General features: G+C 68.2%; 9 protein-coding genes. 3 read left to right on the top strand and 6 right to left on the bottom strand.

Annotation, left to right across the window (positions count from 1 at the left end):
• Positions 1-10,263, top strand: a 10,263-nt coding sequence (locus ACWCPQ_RS28495; RefSeq protein WP_449904566.1) for an amino acid adenylation domain-containing protein, incomplete at its 5' end; no start/stop codon positions are given.
• A 104-nt stretch (positions 10,264-10,367) separates the two neighbouring features.
• On the opposite strand, the gene ACWCPQ_RS28490 is transcribed toward ACWCPQ_RS28495, so the two are convergent.
• From ACWCPQ_RS28490 to ACWCPQ_RS28480, 3 genes are all read right to left on the bottom strand, one after another.
• On the bottom strand, positions 10,368-11,471 hold the full coding sequence (locus ACWCPQ_RS28490; RefSeq protein WP_449904563.1) for an epoxide hydrolase family protein: 1,104 nt from the start codon (positions 11,469-11,471) through the stop codon (positions 10,368-10,370).
• A 142-nt stretch (positions 11,472-11,613) separates the two neighbouring features.
• The gene (locus ACWCPQ_RS28485) at positions 11,614-12,153 is read right to left on the bottom strand and encodes a GNAT family N-acetyltransferase (RefSeq protein WP_449904561.1); all 540 of its coding nucleotides are present in this window, start codon (positions 12,151-12,153) and stop codon (positions 11,614-11,616) included.
• Complete coding sequence (locus ACWCPQ_RS28480; RefSeq protein WP_449904559.1) at positions 12,153-12,809, bottom strand: maleylpyruvate isomerase N-terminal domain-containing protein; 657 nt, start codon at positions 12,807-12,809, stop codon at positions 12,153-12,155. Before ACWCPQ_RS28480 ends, ACWCPQ_RS28485 begins: the two co-directional genes overlap by 1 nt.
• Positions 12,810-12,929: 120 nt before the next feature.
• On the opposite strand from ACWCPQ_RS28480, the gene ACWCPQ_RS28475 reads away from it, so the two are divergent.
• Together ACWCPQ_RS28475 and ACWCPQ_RS28470 are read left to right on the top strand one after the other, a co-directional pair.
• Positions 12,930-13,466, top strand: coding sequence for a potassium channel family protein (locus tag ACWCPQ_RS28475; RefSeq protein ID WP_449904556.1), 537 nt, complete (start codon positions 12,930-12,932; stop codon positions 13,464-13,466).
• Between the two features lie 9 nt (positions 13,467-13,475).
• Positions 13,476-14,342 (top strand): Fpg/Nei family DNA glycosylase, encoded by an 867-nt coding sequence (locus ACWCPQ_RS28470; protein ID WP_449904553.1) that lies wholly within the window; start codon positions 13,476-13,478, stop codon positions 14,340-14,342.
• A gap of 44 nt (positions 14,343-14,386) precedes the next feature.
• Here ACWCPQ_RS28470 and ACWCPQ_RS28465 read toward each other — a convergent pair whose 3' ends face one another.
• The 3 genes from ACWCPQ_RS28465 to ACWCPQ_RS28455 form a co-directional block, all read right to left on the bottom strand.
• A complete protein-coding gene (locus ACWCPQ_RS28465) occupies positions 14,387-14,872 on the bottom strand; it encodes a hypothetical protein (protein WP_449904551.1) in 486 nt (161 codons plus the stop codon).
• Positions 14,873-14,931: 59 nt separating this feature from the next.
• Entirely contained in the window at positions 14,932-15,576 is a 645-nt protein-coding gene (locus tag ACWCPQ_RS28460) for a hypothetical protein (protein WP_449904548.1), read from the bottom strand.
• A gap of 164 nt (positions 15,577-15,740) precedes the next feature.
• The gene (locus ACWCPQ_RS28455; protein WP_449904546.1) at positions 15,741-17,462 is read right to left on the bottom strand and encodes a carboxylesterase/lipase family protein; all 1,722 of its coding nucleotides are present in this window, start codon (positions 17,460-17,462) and stop codon (positions 15,741-15,743) included.
• Between the last annotated feature and the right edge of the window lie 31 nt (positions 17,463-17,493).

The raw sequence follows: 17,493 nt of genomic DNA, 5'->3' as shown, positions 1-17,493 counted from the left end.
GGGCTGTTGATGTCGCGGTCGCTGGACCTGGTCGTGGGTATGTATGCGGTGGTGGCGGCCGGTGGTGCGTATGTGCCGTTGGATCCGGCGCATCCGGCGGAGCGGATCGGCTACGTCCTCGATACGGCGGCGCCCTTGTGTGTGTTGACGACCGAGGTTGATTCCGGTGGGGTGCCCGCTGATTCGGGTGTTCCGGTGCTGGCATTGGACACACTGGATGTGTCGGGTTACCTCGATACCGAGGTGACCGATGTCGATCGGTCGGCGCCGGTGCGTCCGTCGAATACTGCCTATGTGATCTTCACGTCGGGTTCGACGGGTCGTCCGAAGGGTGTGGCGGTTCCGCATTCGGCGATCGGAAATCAGGTCGCGTGGATGCTGGCGCAGTACCCGTTGGGTGCTGATGATGTGTACTTGCAGAAGACGGCGACGACGTTCGACGTTTCTTTGTGGGGTTACTTCCTGCCGTTGGCGGCGGGTGCTCATTTGGTTGTGGCGACTCCGGATGGTCATCGGGATACCGAGTATCTCGCGCAGATCATTGCCGAGCGCCAGGTCACCGTGACCGATTTCGTGCCGTCGATGTTGGGTGTGTTCGCTGCGCATACTCCGGCGGAGGCTTTGCGGAGTCTCGAGCATGTGTTCGTGATCGGTGAAGCATTGCCGCCGGAGACTGTCACGGCGATGCATGCGATTTCCGATGCTGCGGTGCACAACTTGTACGGTCCGACCGAGGCTGCGGTGTCGATCACGTATTGGCAGGCCACGGGTGATGAGTCGGTGAGTGTGCCGATCGGTGTTCCGCAGTGGAACAGCCGGGTGTATGTGCTGGATTCGCGGTTGCGCCCGGTTCCTGCGGGTGTGGTGGGTGAGTTGTATCTGGCGGGTGATCAGTTGGCGCGTGGTTATGTGACGCGTCCGGACTTGAGTGCTGATCGTTTTGTGGCGAGTCCGTTCGATGCCGGTCAGCGGATGTATCGCACGGGTGACTTGGTGCGGTGGAGCCGTGCCGAGACTGTGGTCGAGGGTCGTACCGAGGTTCTTCCGGTGTTGGAGTATCTGGGTCGTACCGATTTCCAGGTGAAGTTCCGTGGTCAGCGGATCGAGTTGGGTGAGATCGAGTCGGCGTTGCTGGCGCAGCCGGTGGTGAGCCAGGCTGTGGTGACGGTTGCGGCGTCGGATCTGGGTGAGCAGCTGGTGGCGTATGTGGTGCCCGCACCCGGCGCGCAGGTCGAGTCCGCGGGATTGTTGGAGTCGCTGCGTGATGTGTTGCCGGTGTACATGATCCCGGCCGCGGTGATGGAACTGGATGCGTTCCCGTTGAACACTTCGGGAAAGCTGGATCGTAAGGCGCTGCCGGCGCCGGTGTTCGAGGCGCGGGAGTTCCGGGCGCCGTCGACCCCGATCGAGGAGATCGTGGCGGGTGTGTTCGCCGATGTTCTCGGGGTGGAGCGGGTCGGTGCGGATGATGATTTCTTCGCTCTGGGTGGTAACTCGCTGATCGCGACGCAGGTCGCGGCCCGCCTGGGCGCGGCATTGGACACCAGGATCGCGGTGCGGACGTTGTTCGAGGCTGCCACGGTGAGCGCGCTGGCGGCCGCCGCGGAAACAGCCACCGGGCGTGGGGATCTGCCGGTGCTGGCCCGGCAGGAGCGGCCCGAGCGGGTGCCGCTGTCGCTGGCGCAACAGCGGATGTGGTTCCTGAACCAGTTCGATACCGCTTCGGCCGCCTACAACATCCCGGTCGCCGTGCGGCTGGCCGGAGATCTCGACATCGCGGCCCTCCAGGAGGCGGTCGCCGATGTGGTGAGCCGGCACGAAACCCTGCGGACGGTCTACCCCGCACACGACGGGCGGCCGTACCAGCAGGTGCTGCCCGTCGGCCGGGCCGTTCCGGACGCGACGCCGGTCCCGGTGTCCGCCGCGGAACTGCGCGACCGGATCACCGAGGTGATCGCGACCGGTTTCGATGTGACCACCGAGGTGCCGGTGCGGGTGGCGCTTTTCCATCCGGGCGGTGGCGAATACGTCCTCGTTTTCGTGGTGCACCACATCAGTACCGACGGTTGGTCGATGGGTCCGCTGACTCGGGACCTGATGCTCGCCTACGCTGCGCGTACCGCCGGTTCGGCTCCGGCGTGGACACCGCTGCCGGTGCAGTACGCCGACTACAGCCTGTGGCAGCGTGCGGTGCTCGGTTCGGAGGACGATCCGGAGAGCCTGGTCAGCGCGCAGGCCGAGTATTGGCGCCGGGCGCTGGCCGGATTGCCGGACGAACTGAACCTGCCGGGTGACCGGCCGCGTCCGAGCGTCCGGTCGATGGCCGGTGGCACGGTCCCGTTCCGGATCGACGCCGACGTGCACCGGGCGGTGACGCGATTGGCCGCCGAGCACAACGCGACAGTGTTCATGGTGGTCCACGCGGTCCTGGCGCTGCTGCTCGCGCGATTGTCCGCCACCGACGATGTGGCGGTCGGTACCCCGATCGCGGGCCGCGGTGAGGCCGAACTCGACGATGTGGTCGGGATGTTCGTGAACACCCTGGTGTTGCGGTCGCATGTGCGGGGCGAGATGAGCTTCGGCGAGTTCCTGGCGGCGACCCGCGAATCCGACCTGCAGGCGTTCGCGCATGCCGATGTGCCGTTCGAACGACTGGTGGAACTGGTCGACGTGGAGCGCTCGACCGCCCGGCATCCGCTGTTCCAGGTGGCATTGTCGTTCGAGAATCTGCCCCAGGGCGATTTCGAACTGCCCGGGCTGCGCGTCGGTGCCGTCGATTTCGATGTCGACACCGCGAAATTCGATCTCTCGCTGCGTATCACCGAAACCGATGCGGGTATGGCGGCCGCGTTCTCCTACGCCCGCGATCTGTTCGACGAGGACACGATCGGGGTCTTCGCGCGCCGGTTCCTGCATCTGCTGTCGGCGATCACCCGGGACCCGCAGGCACCGATCGGTGATCTGCCGATCATCGACGACTCCGAGTATCGCCTGCTGACCCACGTCCACGGGGACGAGGTGATGGCGACCGGGCTGCTGCCGGAAATCCTCACCACCGGTGTCCGGGTGAATCCGGACGGTGTGGCGGTTCGCTACCGGGGCCGATCGGTGACCTATCGGGAGCTGGACGCGGAATCGTCGCGATTGGCGCGGGTGCTCATCGATCGCGGGGTCGGACCGGAACGGATCGTGGCATCGGCCTTCCCGCGTTCCTACGAGATCCTGCTGGCGTTCTGGGCGGTGGCCAAAGCCGGCGGGGCGCATGTTCCCGTGGACCCGAACTATCCGCCGGAGCGGATCCGGCACATGCTCTCCGACTCCGGTGCCGTACTGGGCCTGACCAGTAGCGAGTACATCGACAAGCTGCCCGGCGACGTGCAGTGGGCGATGCTGGACGATCCCGGGTTCCTGGCGCAGACGGCGGCGCAGCCGGACAGCCCGGTCACCGACTCCGACCGGCTCGCACCGTTGGCGATGACGCATCCGGCATATGTCATCTACACCTCCGGATCGACAGGTCTGCCCAAGGGCGTGGTGGTGACGCATTCGGGAATCGGCGGCCTCGCCGATGTCGCGGCGGATCTGTACGGCCTCGAGTCCCGGCACCGGTTCCTGCACATCTGTTCGCCGAGTTTCGATCCGTCGGTCCTGGAATGGGTGTGCACCGCGTACGTGGGCGCAACGCTCGTCGTGGTTCCCGGTGAGATCATCGGCGGACCCGAACTGGCCGAACTCCTGCGGACCGAAGCCGTGACCCACACTGTCATCACACCGGCGGTGCTGGGCACCGTGGACCCGGCCGGTCTGGCCGCGCTGGAAGTGGTGTCGGTCGGTGGCGATGTGACCACAGCGGAGCTGCTGGCGAAATGGGAGCCGGGCCGCAAGTACTTCAACGGATACGGCCCGACCGAGACCACCATCATCTCGTCGTACGCGCGGTTGTCGGCCGGGAAGCATGTCACCATCGGTGATCCGGTGCACGGTATGGCCGCACTGGTCCTCGACGCGCGACTCCGACCGGTACCGCCGGGCGTGGCGGGTGAGCTGTACCTGGCCGGTGGCGCGCTCGCACGCGGTTACCGGAACCGTCCGGGCCTGACCGCGGACCGGTTCGTCGCCAACCCGTACAGCTTCGAAGGTTCGCGGATGTACCGCACCGGTGATGTGGTGCGCTGGTACGCGACCCCGGGTGCGCGGGCCGGTAACGAGGCGCTGCCGACGGTGCACTGGGAACTGGACTATGTGGGCCGCTCGGACTTCCAGGTCAAGATCCGCGGTTTCCGGGTGGAGCTGGGTGAGATCGATACCGCGCTGGCCGCGCATCCGGATGTCGAGTACGCGATAACCCTCGGCCACGACACCAGCGCGGGCGCGACCATTCTCGTGTCGTACCTGCTGGCCGTGCCGGGGCACAGCGTGGACACCGACGCGGTGACCGAATTCGTATCGCAGCGGTTGCCGGCGCATATGGTTCCGTCGGTGGTGATCGTCCTGGACGAGATCCCGCTGACTCCGGTGGGCAAGCTGGACCGCAAGGCCCTGCCGGAACCGGTGCTGGCGGCGCAGTCGTTCCGCGCCCCGGTGGGCGAGGTCGAATCGATCATCTGCGAGGTGTTCGCCGATGTGCTGGGCGTCGCGCGGGTGGGTGTGGACGATTCGTTCTTCGCGCTCGGCGGCGACAGCATCCTGTCCATCCAGCTGGTGTCGCGCGCCAAGGCGCGCGGTGTGGTCTTCACCCCCCGAGATGTGTTCGAACGCCGGACCGTCGCCGCTCTCGCCGAGGCCGCCGGGCGCGGCGACGCCGGCGAGCAGCGATTGGCGGAACTGCCCGGTGGCGGGGTGGGCGAGATGCCGGTGCTGCCGGTCATGTCACAGATTCTCGGCGCGAACAGTGCGTACCGGCGCTTCTCGCAGCCGATGCTGTTGCGGCTGCCGGTGGGTATCGACCGCGCGGCCCTCGCCGCAACCCTCACGGCGGTGTTCGACCATCACGACGCCCTGCGCACCCGCCTGCGGGTCGTGGACGGAGTGCCGGAGCTGGAAGCGCTCGCTCCCGGCGCGATCGATATCGATGCGCTGATCCGCAAGGTCGTCCTCGACGACGCCGTCGGCGAGGACGACCTGGTCCGCCTCGCCTCCGCCGAATTCGATGCCGCGCTCGATCGGCTGGATCCGGCCGCCGCCGTGATGGCGCAGTTCGTCTGGTTCTCCTTCGACGGTGACCGGCGCGATGTCCTGCTGTTCGCGGCACACCATTTCGTCGTCGACGGGGTGTCCTGGCGGATCATCATCCCGGATCTGGCGCTGGCCTGGTCGCAGCTCGCGGCCGGGGAGGCGGCGGCGTTGCCGCCGGTCGGCACCTCACTGCGCCGGTGGGCGCACGGTCTCGCGACGGCGGCCGCCGATCCGGACCGGGTCGCGGAGCTGGCGTACTGGCAGAAGGTCGCGTCCACTCCGGATCCGCTGCTGGGTTCGCGGGCCTTCGACCCGGCTGTCGATACGAATGCGACCGTCGAACGGTTCGAGGTCTCGCTGCCCGCCGATATCACGGAGGCGGTGCTGACCACTGCCGGTGCGCGTTTCCACGGTGGCCCCAACGATGCCCTGCTGGCCGCGCTGGCCCTGGCGGTCGCGCGTTGGCGCGGTGACGGTCCGTCGGCGGCGGCGCTGGTGAAACTGGAGGGTCACGGTCGCGAGGAGACCGTGGTCCCCGGGGCCGACCTGTCGCGCACCGTCGGCTGGTTCACCGCCGTGCATCCGGTTCGCCTGGAACTGCCGGGAATCGATATCGACAATGCCTTCGCCGGCGGCCCGGCTTTCGGCGTCCTGGTGAAATCGGTGAAGGAACAGCTGCTCGCGGTCCCGGACAAGGGGCTGGGCTACGGTTTGCTCCGGTATCTGAATCCCGGGACCGGCGACGGATTGCCGGACCGGGTGCCGGGACAGATCAGCTTCAACTATCTGGGCCGCGTATCCACCGGTGAGGTCTCGCCGGAACTTGCCGAACTCGGCTGGATGCCGACCGCCGAGCTGGGTCCGATCGGCGCGGACGCGGACCGGGATATGCCCGCGAACGCGGTGCTGGATATCAACGCCATCGTCAACTCCGGTGCCGAGGGTCCGGTGCTCAGCGCGGTCTTCGCCTACCCGGGCGGGCTGCTCACCGAGCCGGCGGCTCGTGAGTTCGCGGACCTGTGGATCGCCGCGCTCACCGCCCTCGCCGACCATGTCCGGGCGCCGGAAGCGGGCGGGTTCACCCCGTCCGATATGTCGCTGGTGCGGGTTTCGCAGCGCGATATCGAACGGTGGGAGCGCACCTATCCGGCGCTGACCGAGGTGTGGCCGCTGTCGCCCCTGCAGTCCGGCCTGCTGTTCCACGCCCAGCTCATCCAGGACGGCGTGGATGTCTACACCATGCAGTCGTCGGTGGACCTGGCCGGCAGTGTGGATCCGGTCCGATTGCGCCGGGCCGCGGAGACGATGATCGGGCGGTATCCGAACCTGCGGACCGCGTTCGTCGCCGATACCTCCGGTCAATGGGTGCAGGTAGTCCTCGACCGGGTTGCGGTGCCGTGGCGCGATATCGACCTGCGCGGTCTCGCGGCGGACGAACGCGCGGCCGAACTGCGCCGGGTGCTGGCCGCGGATCAGGCCGAGCATTTCGATATGTCGGTGCCGCCGCTTATCCGGTTCAATCTCATCCGGATCGCCGAGGACACCTGGCAGCTGGCGATCACCAGCCACCACATCCTGCTCGACGGCTGGTCCATGCCGCTGCTCATGCGGGAACTGCTGGTGCTGTACGCGCTGCACGGCGATAGCTCCGCGCTGCCGCGGGTGGCCTCGTACCGGAACTTCCTGTCCTGGCTGGCCGATCGCGACCGGGTGGCCTCGGGGCAGGCCTGGCGCGAGGAACTGGCCGGGTTCACCGAACCCTCACTGCTGGCACCACAACCCGTGGCCGTGGACAGCTACGAGATCGACACCGTGGTCGCCGAGATCGATCCCGACCGGACGCGGCAGTTGTCCGCGCGGGCCGCCGATCTCGGGATCACGATGAACACGCTGGTACAGGCGGCCTGGGGTGTTCTGCTCGGCTGGATGACCGGCCGCGACGATGTGGTGTTCGGCACCACGGTGTCCGGTCGTCCGGCGGAACTGCCGGGCATCGAATCCATGGTCGGCCTGTTCATCAACACGCTGCCGGTCCGGGTCCGGATCGACCACCGGGCGACCACCGGTGAACTGCTCACCGGGTTGCAGAGCGCACAGGCCGCACTCCTGGAACACCACTACCTGGGATTGACCGATATCCAGCGGGCCGCCGGTACCGCCGTCCAGTTCGACAGCCTGTTCGTGTTCGAGTCCTATCCCACCGATCCCGCCGAGGTCGCGGCGACCACCGATATCGACGGGATGGCGATCACCGGAGTCGGTACCCGGGACAACAGCCACTACCCGCTCACTCTCGTGGTGACCGCCGACAGTACGGTCAGGATCGCACTGAAGTACCAGACCGGCCGGTTCGACGCCCCCACGATCGAGGCGACGGCCACCCGGTTGCTGCGGGTGATCGATCAGCTGGTCGACGCGCCGCGACTGCCGGTGGGCGAGCTGGAATTCCTGAGTGCGGCCGAGCGTGCCGAACTGGGTTCGCGTTCGGGCGGGCCGGCGGTGCCGGCCGGTACGCTGCCGGATCTGCTGGCGGCGGCGGTGGCCCACAACCGCTCCGCGCCGGCGGTGGTCTTCCGGGATCAGCGTCTGTCGTACGGGGAGATGGACGAGCGTTCCAACCGCCTGGCACGGGTGCTGATCGCCCGTGGTCTCGGTGCCGAGGATCTGGTGGCGGTGGCGGTGCCGCGGTCGGCGGATTCGGTACTGGCCGAATGGGCGGTCACCCGTTCGGGTGCGGCGTTCCTGCCGATCGATCCGACGTATCCGTCGGACCGGATCGCGCATATGCTCAGCGATTCGCGGGCGCGGGTGGGGGTGACCGTATCGTCGGTGCGGGCGGACCTGCCGGATTCGGTGGACTGGCTGGTGCTCGATCAGCTTCCGCTGTCGCAGTATTCCGCCGAGCCGGTCACCGACGCGGACCGGATCCGGCCGCTGACTCCGGCGAACACCGCCTATGTCATCTACACCTCGGGTTCGACCGGTGTGCCCAAGGGCGTGGTCGTCACGCACGCGGGTCTGGCGAACTTCAGTGCCGAACAGGTCGAGCGTTACCGGTTGACTCCGGATTCGCGGGCCTTGGCGTTCGCGTCACCGTCGTTCGACGCCTCGATCCTGGAACTGCTGCTCGCGGTGGGGTCGGCGGGTGCCCTGGTGGTGGTTCCGCCGGGTACCTACGGCGGTGCCGAACTGGGCGAACTCATCGCCCGGGAGCGGGTGACGGTCGGGCTGATCACGCCGTCGGTGCTGGCCTCGCTGGACCCGGCCGATCTGGCGGGGATGCGGGTGATCATCGCCGGTGGCGAGGCGATCTCGGCTGAGCTGGTCACCCGCTGGTCGGCAGTCGCAGCGGGCGGGGTGGAGCGCCGCTTCCACAATGCCTACGGGCCTACGGAAGCTACGATCGCCACGAATATCAGCGGGGTGCTGCTGCCGGGCGACCCGGTCACCATCGGTGGCCCGGTGCGGGGTATGCGGGCACTGGTGCTCGACGATCGGTTGAATCCGGTGCCCGAGGGGGTGGCCGGCGAACTGTACGTCGGCGGGATCCAGCTGGCGCGCGGCTATCACGCACGCGCCGGTCTGACCGCGGAACGTTTCGTGGCCGATCCGTTCGGCGCGCCGGGAGCGCGGTTGTACCGCACCGGCGACATCGTGCGCTGGCAGCGTGACGGTGTCGGTGATCCCGCGGTGGAATACGTGGGGCGTAACGACTTCCAGGTCAAGATTCGTGGCTTCCGGATCGAACTCGGCGAGATCGATGCCGCGCTCACCTCGTTCGGCGCGGTCGACTTCGCGGTCACCCTCGGCCACCGGACCGCGGTGGGCGCGGACGCGCTGGTGTCGTATGTGGTGGCCGGACCGGGCGGGTCGATCGATCCGGCGGAGCTGCGCTCGTATATCGCGGACCGGTTGCCCGCCCATATGGTGCCGTCGTCGATCACCGTGATCGACGAGATCCCGCTGACCCCGGCCGGGAAGCTGGATCGCAATGCCCTGCCCGAACCGGTTTTCGCGGCCGACGCCGGCTACCGCGCCCCGCGCACACCGTTGGAGCGGACCGTCGCCGAGGTCTTCGCCGAAGTCCTCGGGGTGGAGCGGGTCGGCGTCGACGATTCGTTCTTCGCGCTCGGCGGCAACTCGCTGCTGGCGACGAAGGTGGCGGCCCGGCTCGGCGCGGTCACCGGAGCCGAGATCAGCGTGCAGTGGTTGTTCACCGAGGCGACGGTCGCCGGGCTCGCCGCCCGGATCGCCGAACCGGCCGCCGCGGGCGAACTGTCCGAAGCGGCACTGCGGGTGGTGTTGCCCATCCGGGAGACCGGTACCGCGACCCCGATCTTCGCCATCCACGCCCGCGACGGTCTGGCCTGGAGTTTCGCCGCACTGACCGGGCTGCTGCCGGAGGATCAGCCGATCTACGGTATCCAGTCGCCCGCGTATTCCGAAGCCGATTACGATCCCGCCTCGCTCACCGAGATCGCGGACCGCTACCTGTCCGAGATCCGGCGGATCCAGCCGACCGGTCCGTACCGGCTGCTCGGCTGGTCGCTCGGCGGCGTGCTCGCCCACGCGGTGGCCACCGAATTGCAGGCGGCGGGTGAACGGGTCGAGATGCTGGCGCTGCTGGACAGCCATCCCGATGTCGATCCGGGCGTATTCGAATCCCTGCTCCGCGCGGCGCTGGTCGAACAGGGCATCGTGACCGACGAACCGGGTGCGGAGCGGGGTGTCGGGGAACTGAGCGATGCGGAACTGTCCCGGTTGCATCAGCTGATCCCGCCGGAGTTGCTGACACTGCCGGTGGAACGGTTGCGCGGTGTGTACCGGGCCGCGGCGCGCTCGGCGGAGCTCATCGCCGAGTATCGGCCCCGGACCTACCGTGGTGTGATCGATTTCTTCCGTGCCGAGGTGCCGACCCCCGATGCGCGGCAGCCGGGTCCGCGCGCCGAGGACTGGTTGCCCTATGTGGCCGGTGAAGTCACCGAATACGCGGTGCCCGCGACGCACGACGATATGACCACCGCGGCGGCGTTCGCGGTGATCGTGCCGTGGCTGGCGGCCCGGCTCGGCGACACCTCGGGCGAATAGTCCCGAGCCGGCACACCGAACTCGCGGCGGCGTCGCGATCGGTGTGCCGGTGCGGCGGGCCGGGCCGCGCGAGAAGTATCGGCGGCGGCCTGCCGGTGGTCTCGTCAGCGAGTGGCGGTGCCGGTGTCCCGGGGCAGGACGCGGAAGAAGTCCCGGACATCCGCGGCGAACAGGTCCGGTACCTCCATCGCGGCGAAATGCCCGCCGCGGTCGAATTCCGACCAGTGCCGGATGTCGTACAGCCGTTCGGCCAGAGGCCGGATCGATTGGGTGATGTCGTGCGCGAACACCGCCACCCCGACCGGCACCGGGCACGCTGTGCTGCCCCGCTGCGTTTCCCGGGTCAGCCGGGCCGAGGAGGCCGCCGTGGCGGTCAGCCAGTACAGGGAGACGTCGGTGAGGATTCGTTCGTCGTCGACCGGGGTGCGGGGGTCGGTCCACTGGGCGAAGCGTTCGGCGATCCAGGCGAGCTGGCCGACCGGTGAATCGGTCAGCGCATAGCCGATGGTCTGCGGAGTGAGGGCCTGCAGGGCCTGGTACGGCGGGCGGTTCGCCATCAACTGCCGGACCTTCGCGAGCCGGGCCTCGTCGGTATCGGACAGTTCGATATCGGCAGTCGGATCCGGCCGGGTGGGCAGGTAGTTGACGTGTACGCCGACCACGTGTCCGGGGTCGACGGCGCCGAGCGCGATGGAGATCCCCGAACCGAAATCACCGCCCTGCGCGCCGTAGCGTTCATGGCCGAGGCGGTGCATGAGTTCGGCCCAGGCCCGTGCGACGCGGGTGGCGTCCCAACCGCGTTCGTGGGTGGGCCCGGAGAAACCGAATCCGGGGATGGAGGGGATGACGAGGTGGAAGTCGAGGGCGAGGGGTTCGATCACGTCGAGGAATTCGAGGAACGATCCGGGCCAGCCGTGCGTGAGGATGAGCGCAAGGGCGTCGGGATTCGCTGATCGGACATGCACGAAGTGGATGTTCTGGCCGTCGATCTCGGTGGTGTAGTGGGGGAGTTCGTTGAGTTCGGTTTCGTGTTTCCGCCAGTCGTAGCGGGTGCGCCAGTGCACGGCGAGTTGTTGGAGGCGGGCGAGGGGGAAACCGTAGTCGTTTCCGGCGTCGGTGATCTCGTTGGGCCAGCGGGTGCGGGCGAGCCGGTCGTTCAGATCGTCGAGGTCGGCCTGGGGGATATCGATGTGGAAGGGGGCGATCATGGCTGTGACTCCAGGGCTTCGGTCGGTGCCGGGCCGTCGATCGGCTCGAACCTTTAGTTGGCATAACCAATGTTGGCTGATCCAACTATATCCCGATTGTTGTTGGTTACACCAACTGATTGCCGGGTCGGTCGCTCGCACCTCATGGTCGGCCGGGACCCCACCCGCTTCGAGGGCCCGCGAACCGAGGCGACACCAGGTAGACCAGTCGCCCCCGGTGGTCCGCACCGATGTGGTGGCGGGTGAATCCGGCTCTCGCCGCGGCACGTAGCGAGGCGGCGTTCTCCGGCCGGACGGTCGCCCACACCCGCGGTATGCCACCGGCCGCCGCCTCCTGGAGCACCGCCCGCGCGACTTCGCTTGCGAATCCTCGCCCCTGATGCGACCGGCGGATCTCGTACCCGATCTCCGGTTCGTCGGCACCGGTTCGTCCGGCGAAGAGACCGCAGTTCCCCAGGAGCCGGTCGGTCGCGGTCTCCCGCACCGCGTACCACAGCAGCCCCGTCCGCTCCCGGCTCTCGATCCGCCGCCGGATCCAGCTATGGGTCTGTTCCGGCGCGGTGAACGGGCCGTCGCCGATGGTGTGGGTCGCCGGGTCGGCGAAGATCGCGTGCAGTTCGGTGCTGTCCTCGATACCGAACGGACGCAGCAGCGTTCGCTCTGTCCGGAGGACCCGGCTCATCATCCGAGTACGAGCGGTAGTTTCGTGGCCAGCTCGCCCAGCGCCGCGGTCTCGGCGTCGGTCGGGGCGCGTCGGCCGGTGCCGACCAGTAGCGCGTCGCGATCGGAGAACGAAGCGGGGAAAGCGATACCCGCGATGTCCTCCAGTAGTTCGCGGGAGCGGGTGAGTCCCGCATCCGGCGGTTGTGCCGCATCCGGGAGATTCGCGACCAGGTCGAGGTGGTGCAGGGTCCATTCCAGGACATAGGCGGTCAGATAGTCGTTCACGGTGAGGACTTCGTCCCGGGTGCTCACGCGCAGATCCGGATCGGCCAGGGCAGCAGCGCGCCCGGCGGCCGAGCCGACATCGTCGAGATGCAGTTCCAGCAGGCGCGGCTCGCCGTACGCCGCCGCCAGCCGGACGATCAGCGCGTCGAGAGGATCGGCTCCGGTAGGTGGTGTCTCGGCGATATCCCAGTAGGTCGCCGCGCTCCGGGTCGGCTCCTTCTCGGTGGGCGTGACGAGGGTGATCAGCACATCCTGTGCGTCGATGATCAGATGGCACACCAGATCACGGACCAGCCAGCCGGTGCACCCGCACGGCTGCGCGAAATCCACGTCCGAGAGTCCGGCGACCGCCGTGCGCAACGCTGTCCACGAAAGTGAGAACGGGTCCACTGCCGCAAATTAGCAGCGCACACCCCCGGCTGCGAGCGATTTCCCGCTCGCGGCGAGTTCTGCCTGCCTCCTCGGCGCGCCCGGCCCGCGAGACAGGTGCCGCGGGCCGATCATGGCCGCATGGCATCTCGACGTATCAGCGGCCGGGCGCATCTGTGGCGCAACGTGGGCACTGTGCTGTGCGCGCTGCTGTTCTACTACTTCGTTCCGGTCGGCCTGGAACTGCCGGGCTTCTGGCCCACCCGGGTGGTCACCGTGGTCGCCTTCGTGGCCGGGGTGGGCGGACTGTCGTGGCTGGCCTACCGGCGTATCGGCCAGTTCCTGGCACAGAGCGACGATACCGGCCACCGGGTCGACGGGTTGCTCTTCCTGATCTCGCTGGTCGTGCTGTTCTTCTCGTTGTTCTACTACGTGCTGGAACTGCACCAACCCGGGCAGTTCGCCGATCTGCGGACACGCAACGACGCCCTCTACTACACGGTCGCCACGCTGGGCACCGTGGGATTCGGCGACGTCCACGCGGTGGGCCAGGCCGCGCGGATCGCGACCACCGTCCAGATGGCGTTCGACCTGGTGGTGATCGGCACCCTGCTGGCGGTCACCACCACCGGGATCACCCGGCGTTTGGATCACCCCGATGTCGGAGAGCCCCGGTAGCCTGATCGTGTGCCCGAACTACCGGAGGTGGAAGCGCTGGCGCAGTTCCTGCGGGAACACGCGGTCGGCGCGGTGGTGGGGCGTATCGATATTGCGGCACTGAGCGCGATCAAAACCTTCGAACCGCCGGTCACGGCCCTGTCGGGGCGCGATGTCACCGGAGCCGGCCGGTGGGGGAAATTCCTCGGGATGGACTGCGGCGGTCTCTGGCTGATCACGCATCTGTCCCGGGCGGGCTGGCTGCGTTGGACCGACAATCCGGCCGTGAGCCCACCCAAACCCGGTCGCGGCCCGCTCGCGCTGCGGGTGCACTTCTTCACCCGGGAGGGTGACACCCCGGCCTTCGACCTCACCGAGGCCGGCACCAAGAAGCGGCTCGCCGTCTATATCGTCGACGATCCCGCGAAGGTCCCGGGAATCGCCCGCCTCGGGCCCGACGCGCTGGCGGTCACCGAGGAAGAGTTCGCCGGACTCCTGGCCGCCGCACCGGGCCGGATCAAGAACGTCCTGGTCGATCAGACCGTGCTCGCCGGGATCGGTAACGCCTATTCCGACGAGATCCTGCACACCGCGAAGCTCTCGCCGTTCGCCACGGCGAAGACGCTGCCGCCGGCGAAGGTCGGTGACCTGTACGAAGCGCTGCGCGCCGTTCTGCTGGATGCCGTCGCCCGCTCGGCGGGGCAGGACGCGGCCCGGCTCAAAGGGGAGAAACGTTCCGGGATGCGGGTGCACGGACGCACCGGTCAGCCCTGTCCGGTATGCGGGGACACCGTTCGCGAAGTCGCGTTCACCGACCGGTCGTTCCAGTACTGTCCCACCTGCCAGACCGGCGGCAAGGTCCTCGCCGACCGCCGGATGTCTCGACTGCTCAAATAGGCCGCCGCCCGGATACACCTGTCGCCGGGGTTCGGCCGTGCGGGCTACTGGGCCGCGGCGGTGCCGGGGTCCGCGCCGCTCCTCTCGACGGCTTCCCGCAGTACACGCAGATCGGCCGACAGTTCCGCTTCCGTCGGTTCGTCCGCGAGCCAGGAATGCCGCTGCTTCGCCGCCCGCAGGCAGGCCAGATCCTGGCTCGTCCGGGTTATGGCGGCTGCGCGTTCGGAGTCGCTGCCCTCCGCGGCTATCGCGCGATTGGTCAGCACGCGCCATTCGACTCCCAATCGGTCCAGCGCCTGCCGCAGAGCCCCCTCCGGTGGCCGATGCAGCCCGATGAAATCGATATCGGCGACGGTGATGTCGAACATCTGGGCTTCGACGAAAAACAATGAGCGGAACTCGGCGCCGGTGTAGTCACGGTCGATCAGCCCGACGCTGCGGGGAGTCATCCCGGCACCATAGGAATACTGCGACGGATCGTCCACGGGTGAGGGGATGGCCCGGTCCTTCTCGACTATCGAATCACCCATTGTCACGGTCGTCCGGGAGCGCACGTCCGGTTTCAGGTAGATCTAGTTGTCGCCGTAATTCAACTCCGACAGCGCGTCGAGCAGTTCGTTCTGCGAGGGCCGCACTCCGTCCACCGCGACATATCCGTATACGGGTGGGTTTTTGTGCACGCCCGGGCCGAACCACTGTTCTTCGGCGTAGGCGCGGGGCCCGTTCGGGTTGCGGGAGCCGGGATCCGGCCCTCGTCCAGGATTTTCACCAGCTCTCTGTCCCGCACCCGGATCGCGATCGGCTTGCCGGCCAGCGCGATTCGCAGTTCCTCCCGCATCTGCGCGCGCACCGCATCGCTGTCGCGGCCCAACCTGACCGCCACGTCGTCGATCTGCCGATCGATCACCGCATACTGGCGTAGGGTCGGCCAATCCTCCTTCATCAGCTCGCCCCAACCGTCTTCATCCGGTCCCCGGTCACCGAATCGTCGGCGCAGTTCCCGGTCGAGATCCTGCCGCGTCCGCGCCAAGGTCGCCCGGTCCGGCGGTGGCAGGCACAGGCGGGCCCGGCCTACCTCTTCAGCGGTCTGCGTGACCCCGGCCCCTTCGCGGGCAAGTGCACCGGCCTGCCGGCAATTACCTTCGATCAGGTCGGCGGCCGACGCGTCCGCCCGTCCCGGGCCCAGGCTCGCGAGCAGGCGCTGCCGGAGCTGATCGGCGATACGGCGGATCATCGTGACAGCGGACCGTGTACCGCCCCGGGAGCGGCACCGGCGCCGTGGACATCGGCTCGGGACAGGTCACGCCGACGAGAGGTCCGACCGTTTCGGCGCTGCACGACCCGAATGTAGCGGACTGCCCGGCGAGGGGAAGCGGCTGCGCCCGAAAGAGAACCGGTTCAGTCCGTATGCTTCGGTCCGGGTGTGCCGCTGGCGGGTTCGGAGCGCTCGTCGCCGTCGGAGAGTTCGTCCGTCACGTTCACGGCGGCATCGGCCGCGGCGGCGGCCAGGGGGTATTCGGCCGCGACGGCGTCGAGCAGTGATCCGTCGCCGACCGGATCGGCCGCCGTCGTGTCCTCGACAACGGTTCCGCTACCACCGATCCCCGCCGGGATCAGCAGTGGTGCGCGTACCCCCGCCCACAATTTCCGCCGGGCGCTGTCCGGGTCGTTGTCCACCCGGGCAGGCGCGTCGATGATCAGTGTGCTGCGTTCGTGTTCGGTGTAGCGCGGCCAGGACGCCAGCGGTTCGCCCGTCCGGGCGAAATGCAGCCAGTTGTTCTGGATCCGGCGGGTCACCGAGAGCAGACCGCGCCGGCTGCCACCGGCGGTGAGGGCCCGGCTCCACGGTTCGTAGACCGCGCCGAAGGTCGGCAGCAGATCGGTCGCGTGGGTGGCGCCCAGTTTGTACAGCTGGAACGCCCGTGGCGCGAAATCGTAGCGATAGGCGTAGGTGGGGGAGTGGCGGCTGTGCCCCTCCATCACTGCGACCGACGGACGCCAGAAGAAATAGTCCCCACCGGCGCGGATCGCCGCCCGCTCGGCCGGGAAGCCCGGATAGGTGGAGAACACCCGGGGATAGATATCGGGACCGGCGACCGAGAGCGCCCGCTTCAGGCGTTCCGGCCGGGTGGGCAGCGTATCGGTGAACCTGTTGAACAGGGCACCCTCGTCGCGGCAGGTGCCGATGATCAGCGGGACCCGATGGGTGTGGCCTCCGGTGAAGGCATCGATAGGGGTGCGCGGCAGCAAATCGCCGTCGGCCACCGGCGCGGCCGGGAAAAAGCCCGGGAACTCCGCCATCACCGCATTCGACGCCCGGTTGAACGCCCGGCGGATATCGTGCGGATCTGCTTCGCGCAGGGCACGATTCGCGTCCTGCGGCCGGATATCCATCCGGTCGAGGATGCGGCGGGCGAATTCCCGGGATTCGGCGACCGTGAGACCCCAGTCCGCGGGCGGGCTCTGCGCGATCCCGCGATGGAACAGTCCCTCCGCGGAAGGGGTCGCCAGCAGGCTCAGTACCGCGTGCGCGCCCGCGGACTCACCGAAGATCGTGACATTTTCCGGGTCGCCGCCGAATGCGGCGATATTGGCCCGGACCCAGCGCAGTGCGGCGATCTGGTCGCGCAGCCCGAGATTGGAGTCGTAGGGGCTGTCCGGAGTGGAGAATTCGGAGAAATCGGCATACCCGAACGCGCCGAGCCGGTAGTTGATCGATACCACGATCACGTCGCCGTCGGCCGCCAGCTGGACACCCGAATAGAGGCGCAGCGCCGAAGTACCGAACAGATAGCCGCCGCCGTGGATGAACACCATCACCGGACGCGGTCGCGTCGAAGCGGTGGCGGGGGCCACGACATTCAGTGTCAGTGAATCCTCGCTCATCTCCTGGATCTTGCGCGGACCGAGGCGTACGCCGAAGCGCGGCTGGATCCCGGCGGCACGGAAGTAGGTCGCGTCCCGCACGTCGGTCCACGGCCGAACCGGCTGTGGCGACCGGAACCGTAGGTCACCGACGGGTGGGGCGGCGTAGGGCAGCGACCGCCAGTGCAGCACGCGGCGACCACGACGACCTCGGACGATACCGTCGGTGGTCGTGATCTGCCCGGTAGTGCTCACCTGTCCATCGGGTATGTGCGAGGGCCCTCCG

This window comes from Nocardia sp. NPDC001965 (assembly GCF_053594175.1).
Note: the sequence above shows the minus strand (reverse complement) of the source record. Positions and strands in the feature narration are given on the sequence as shown.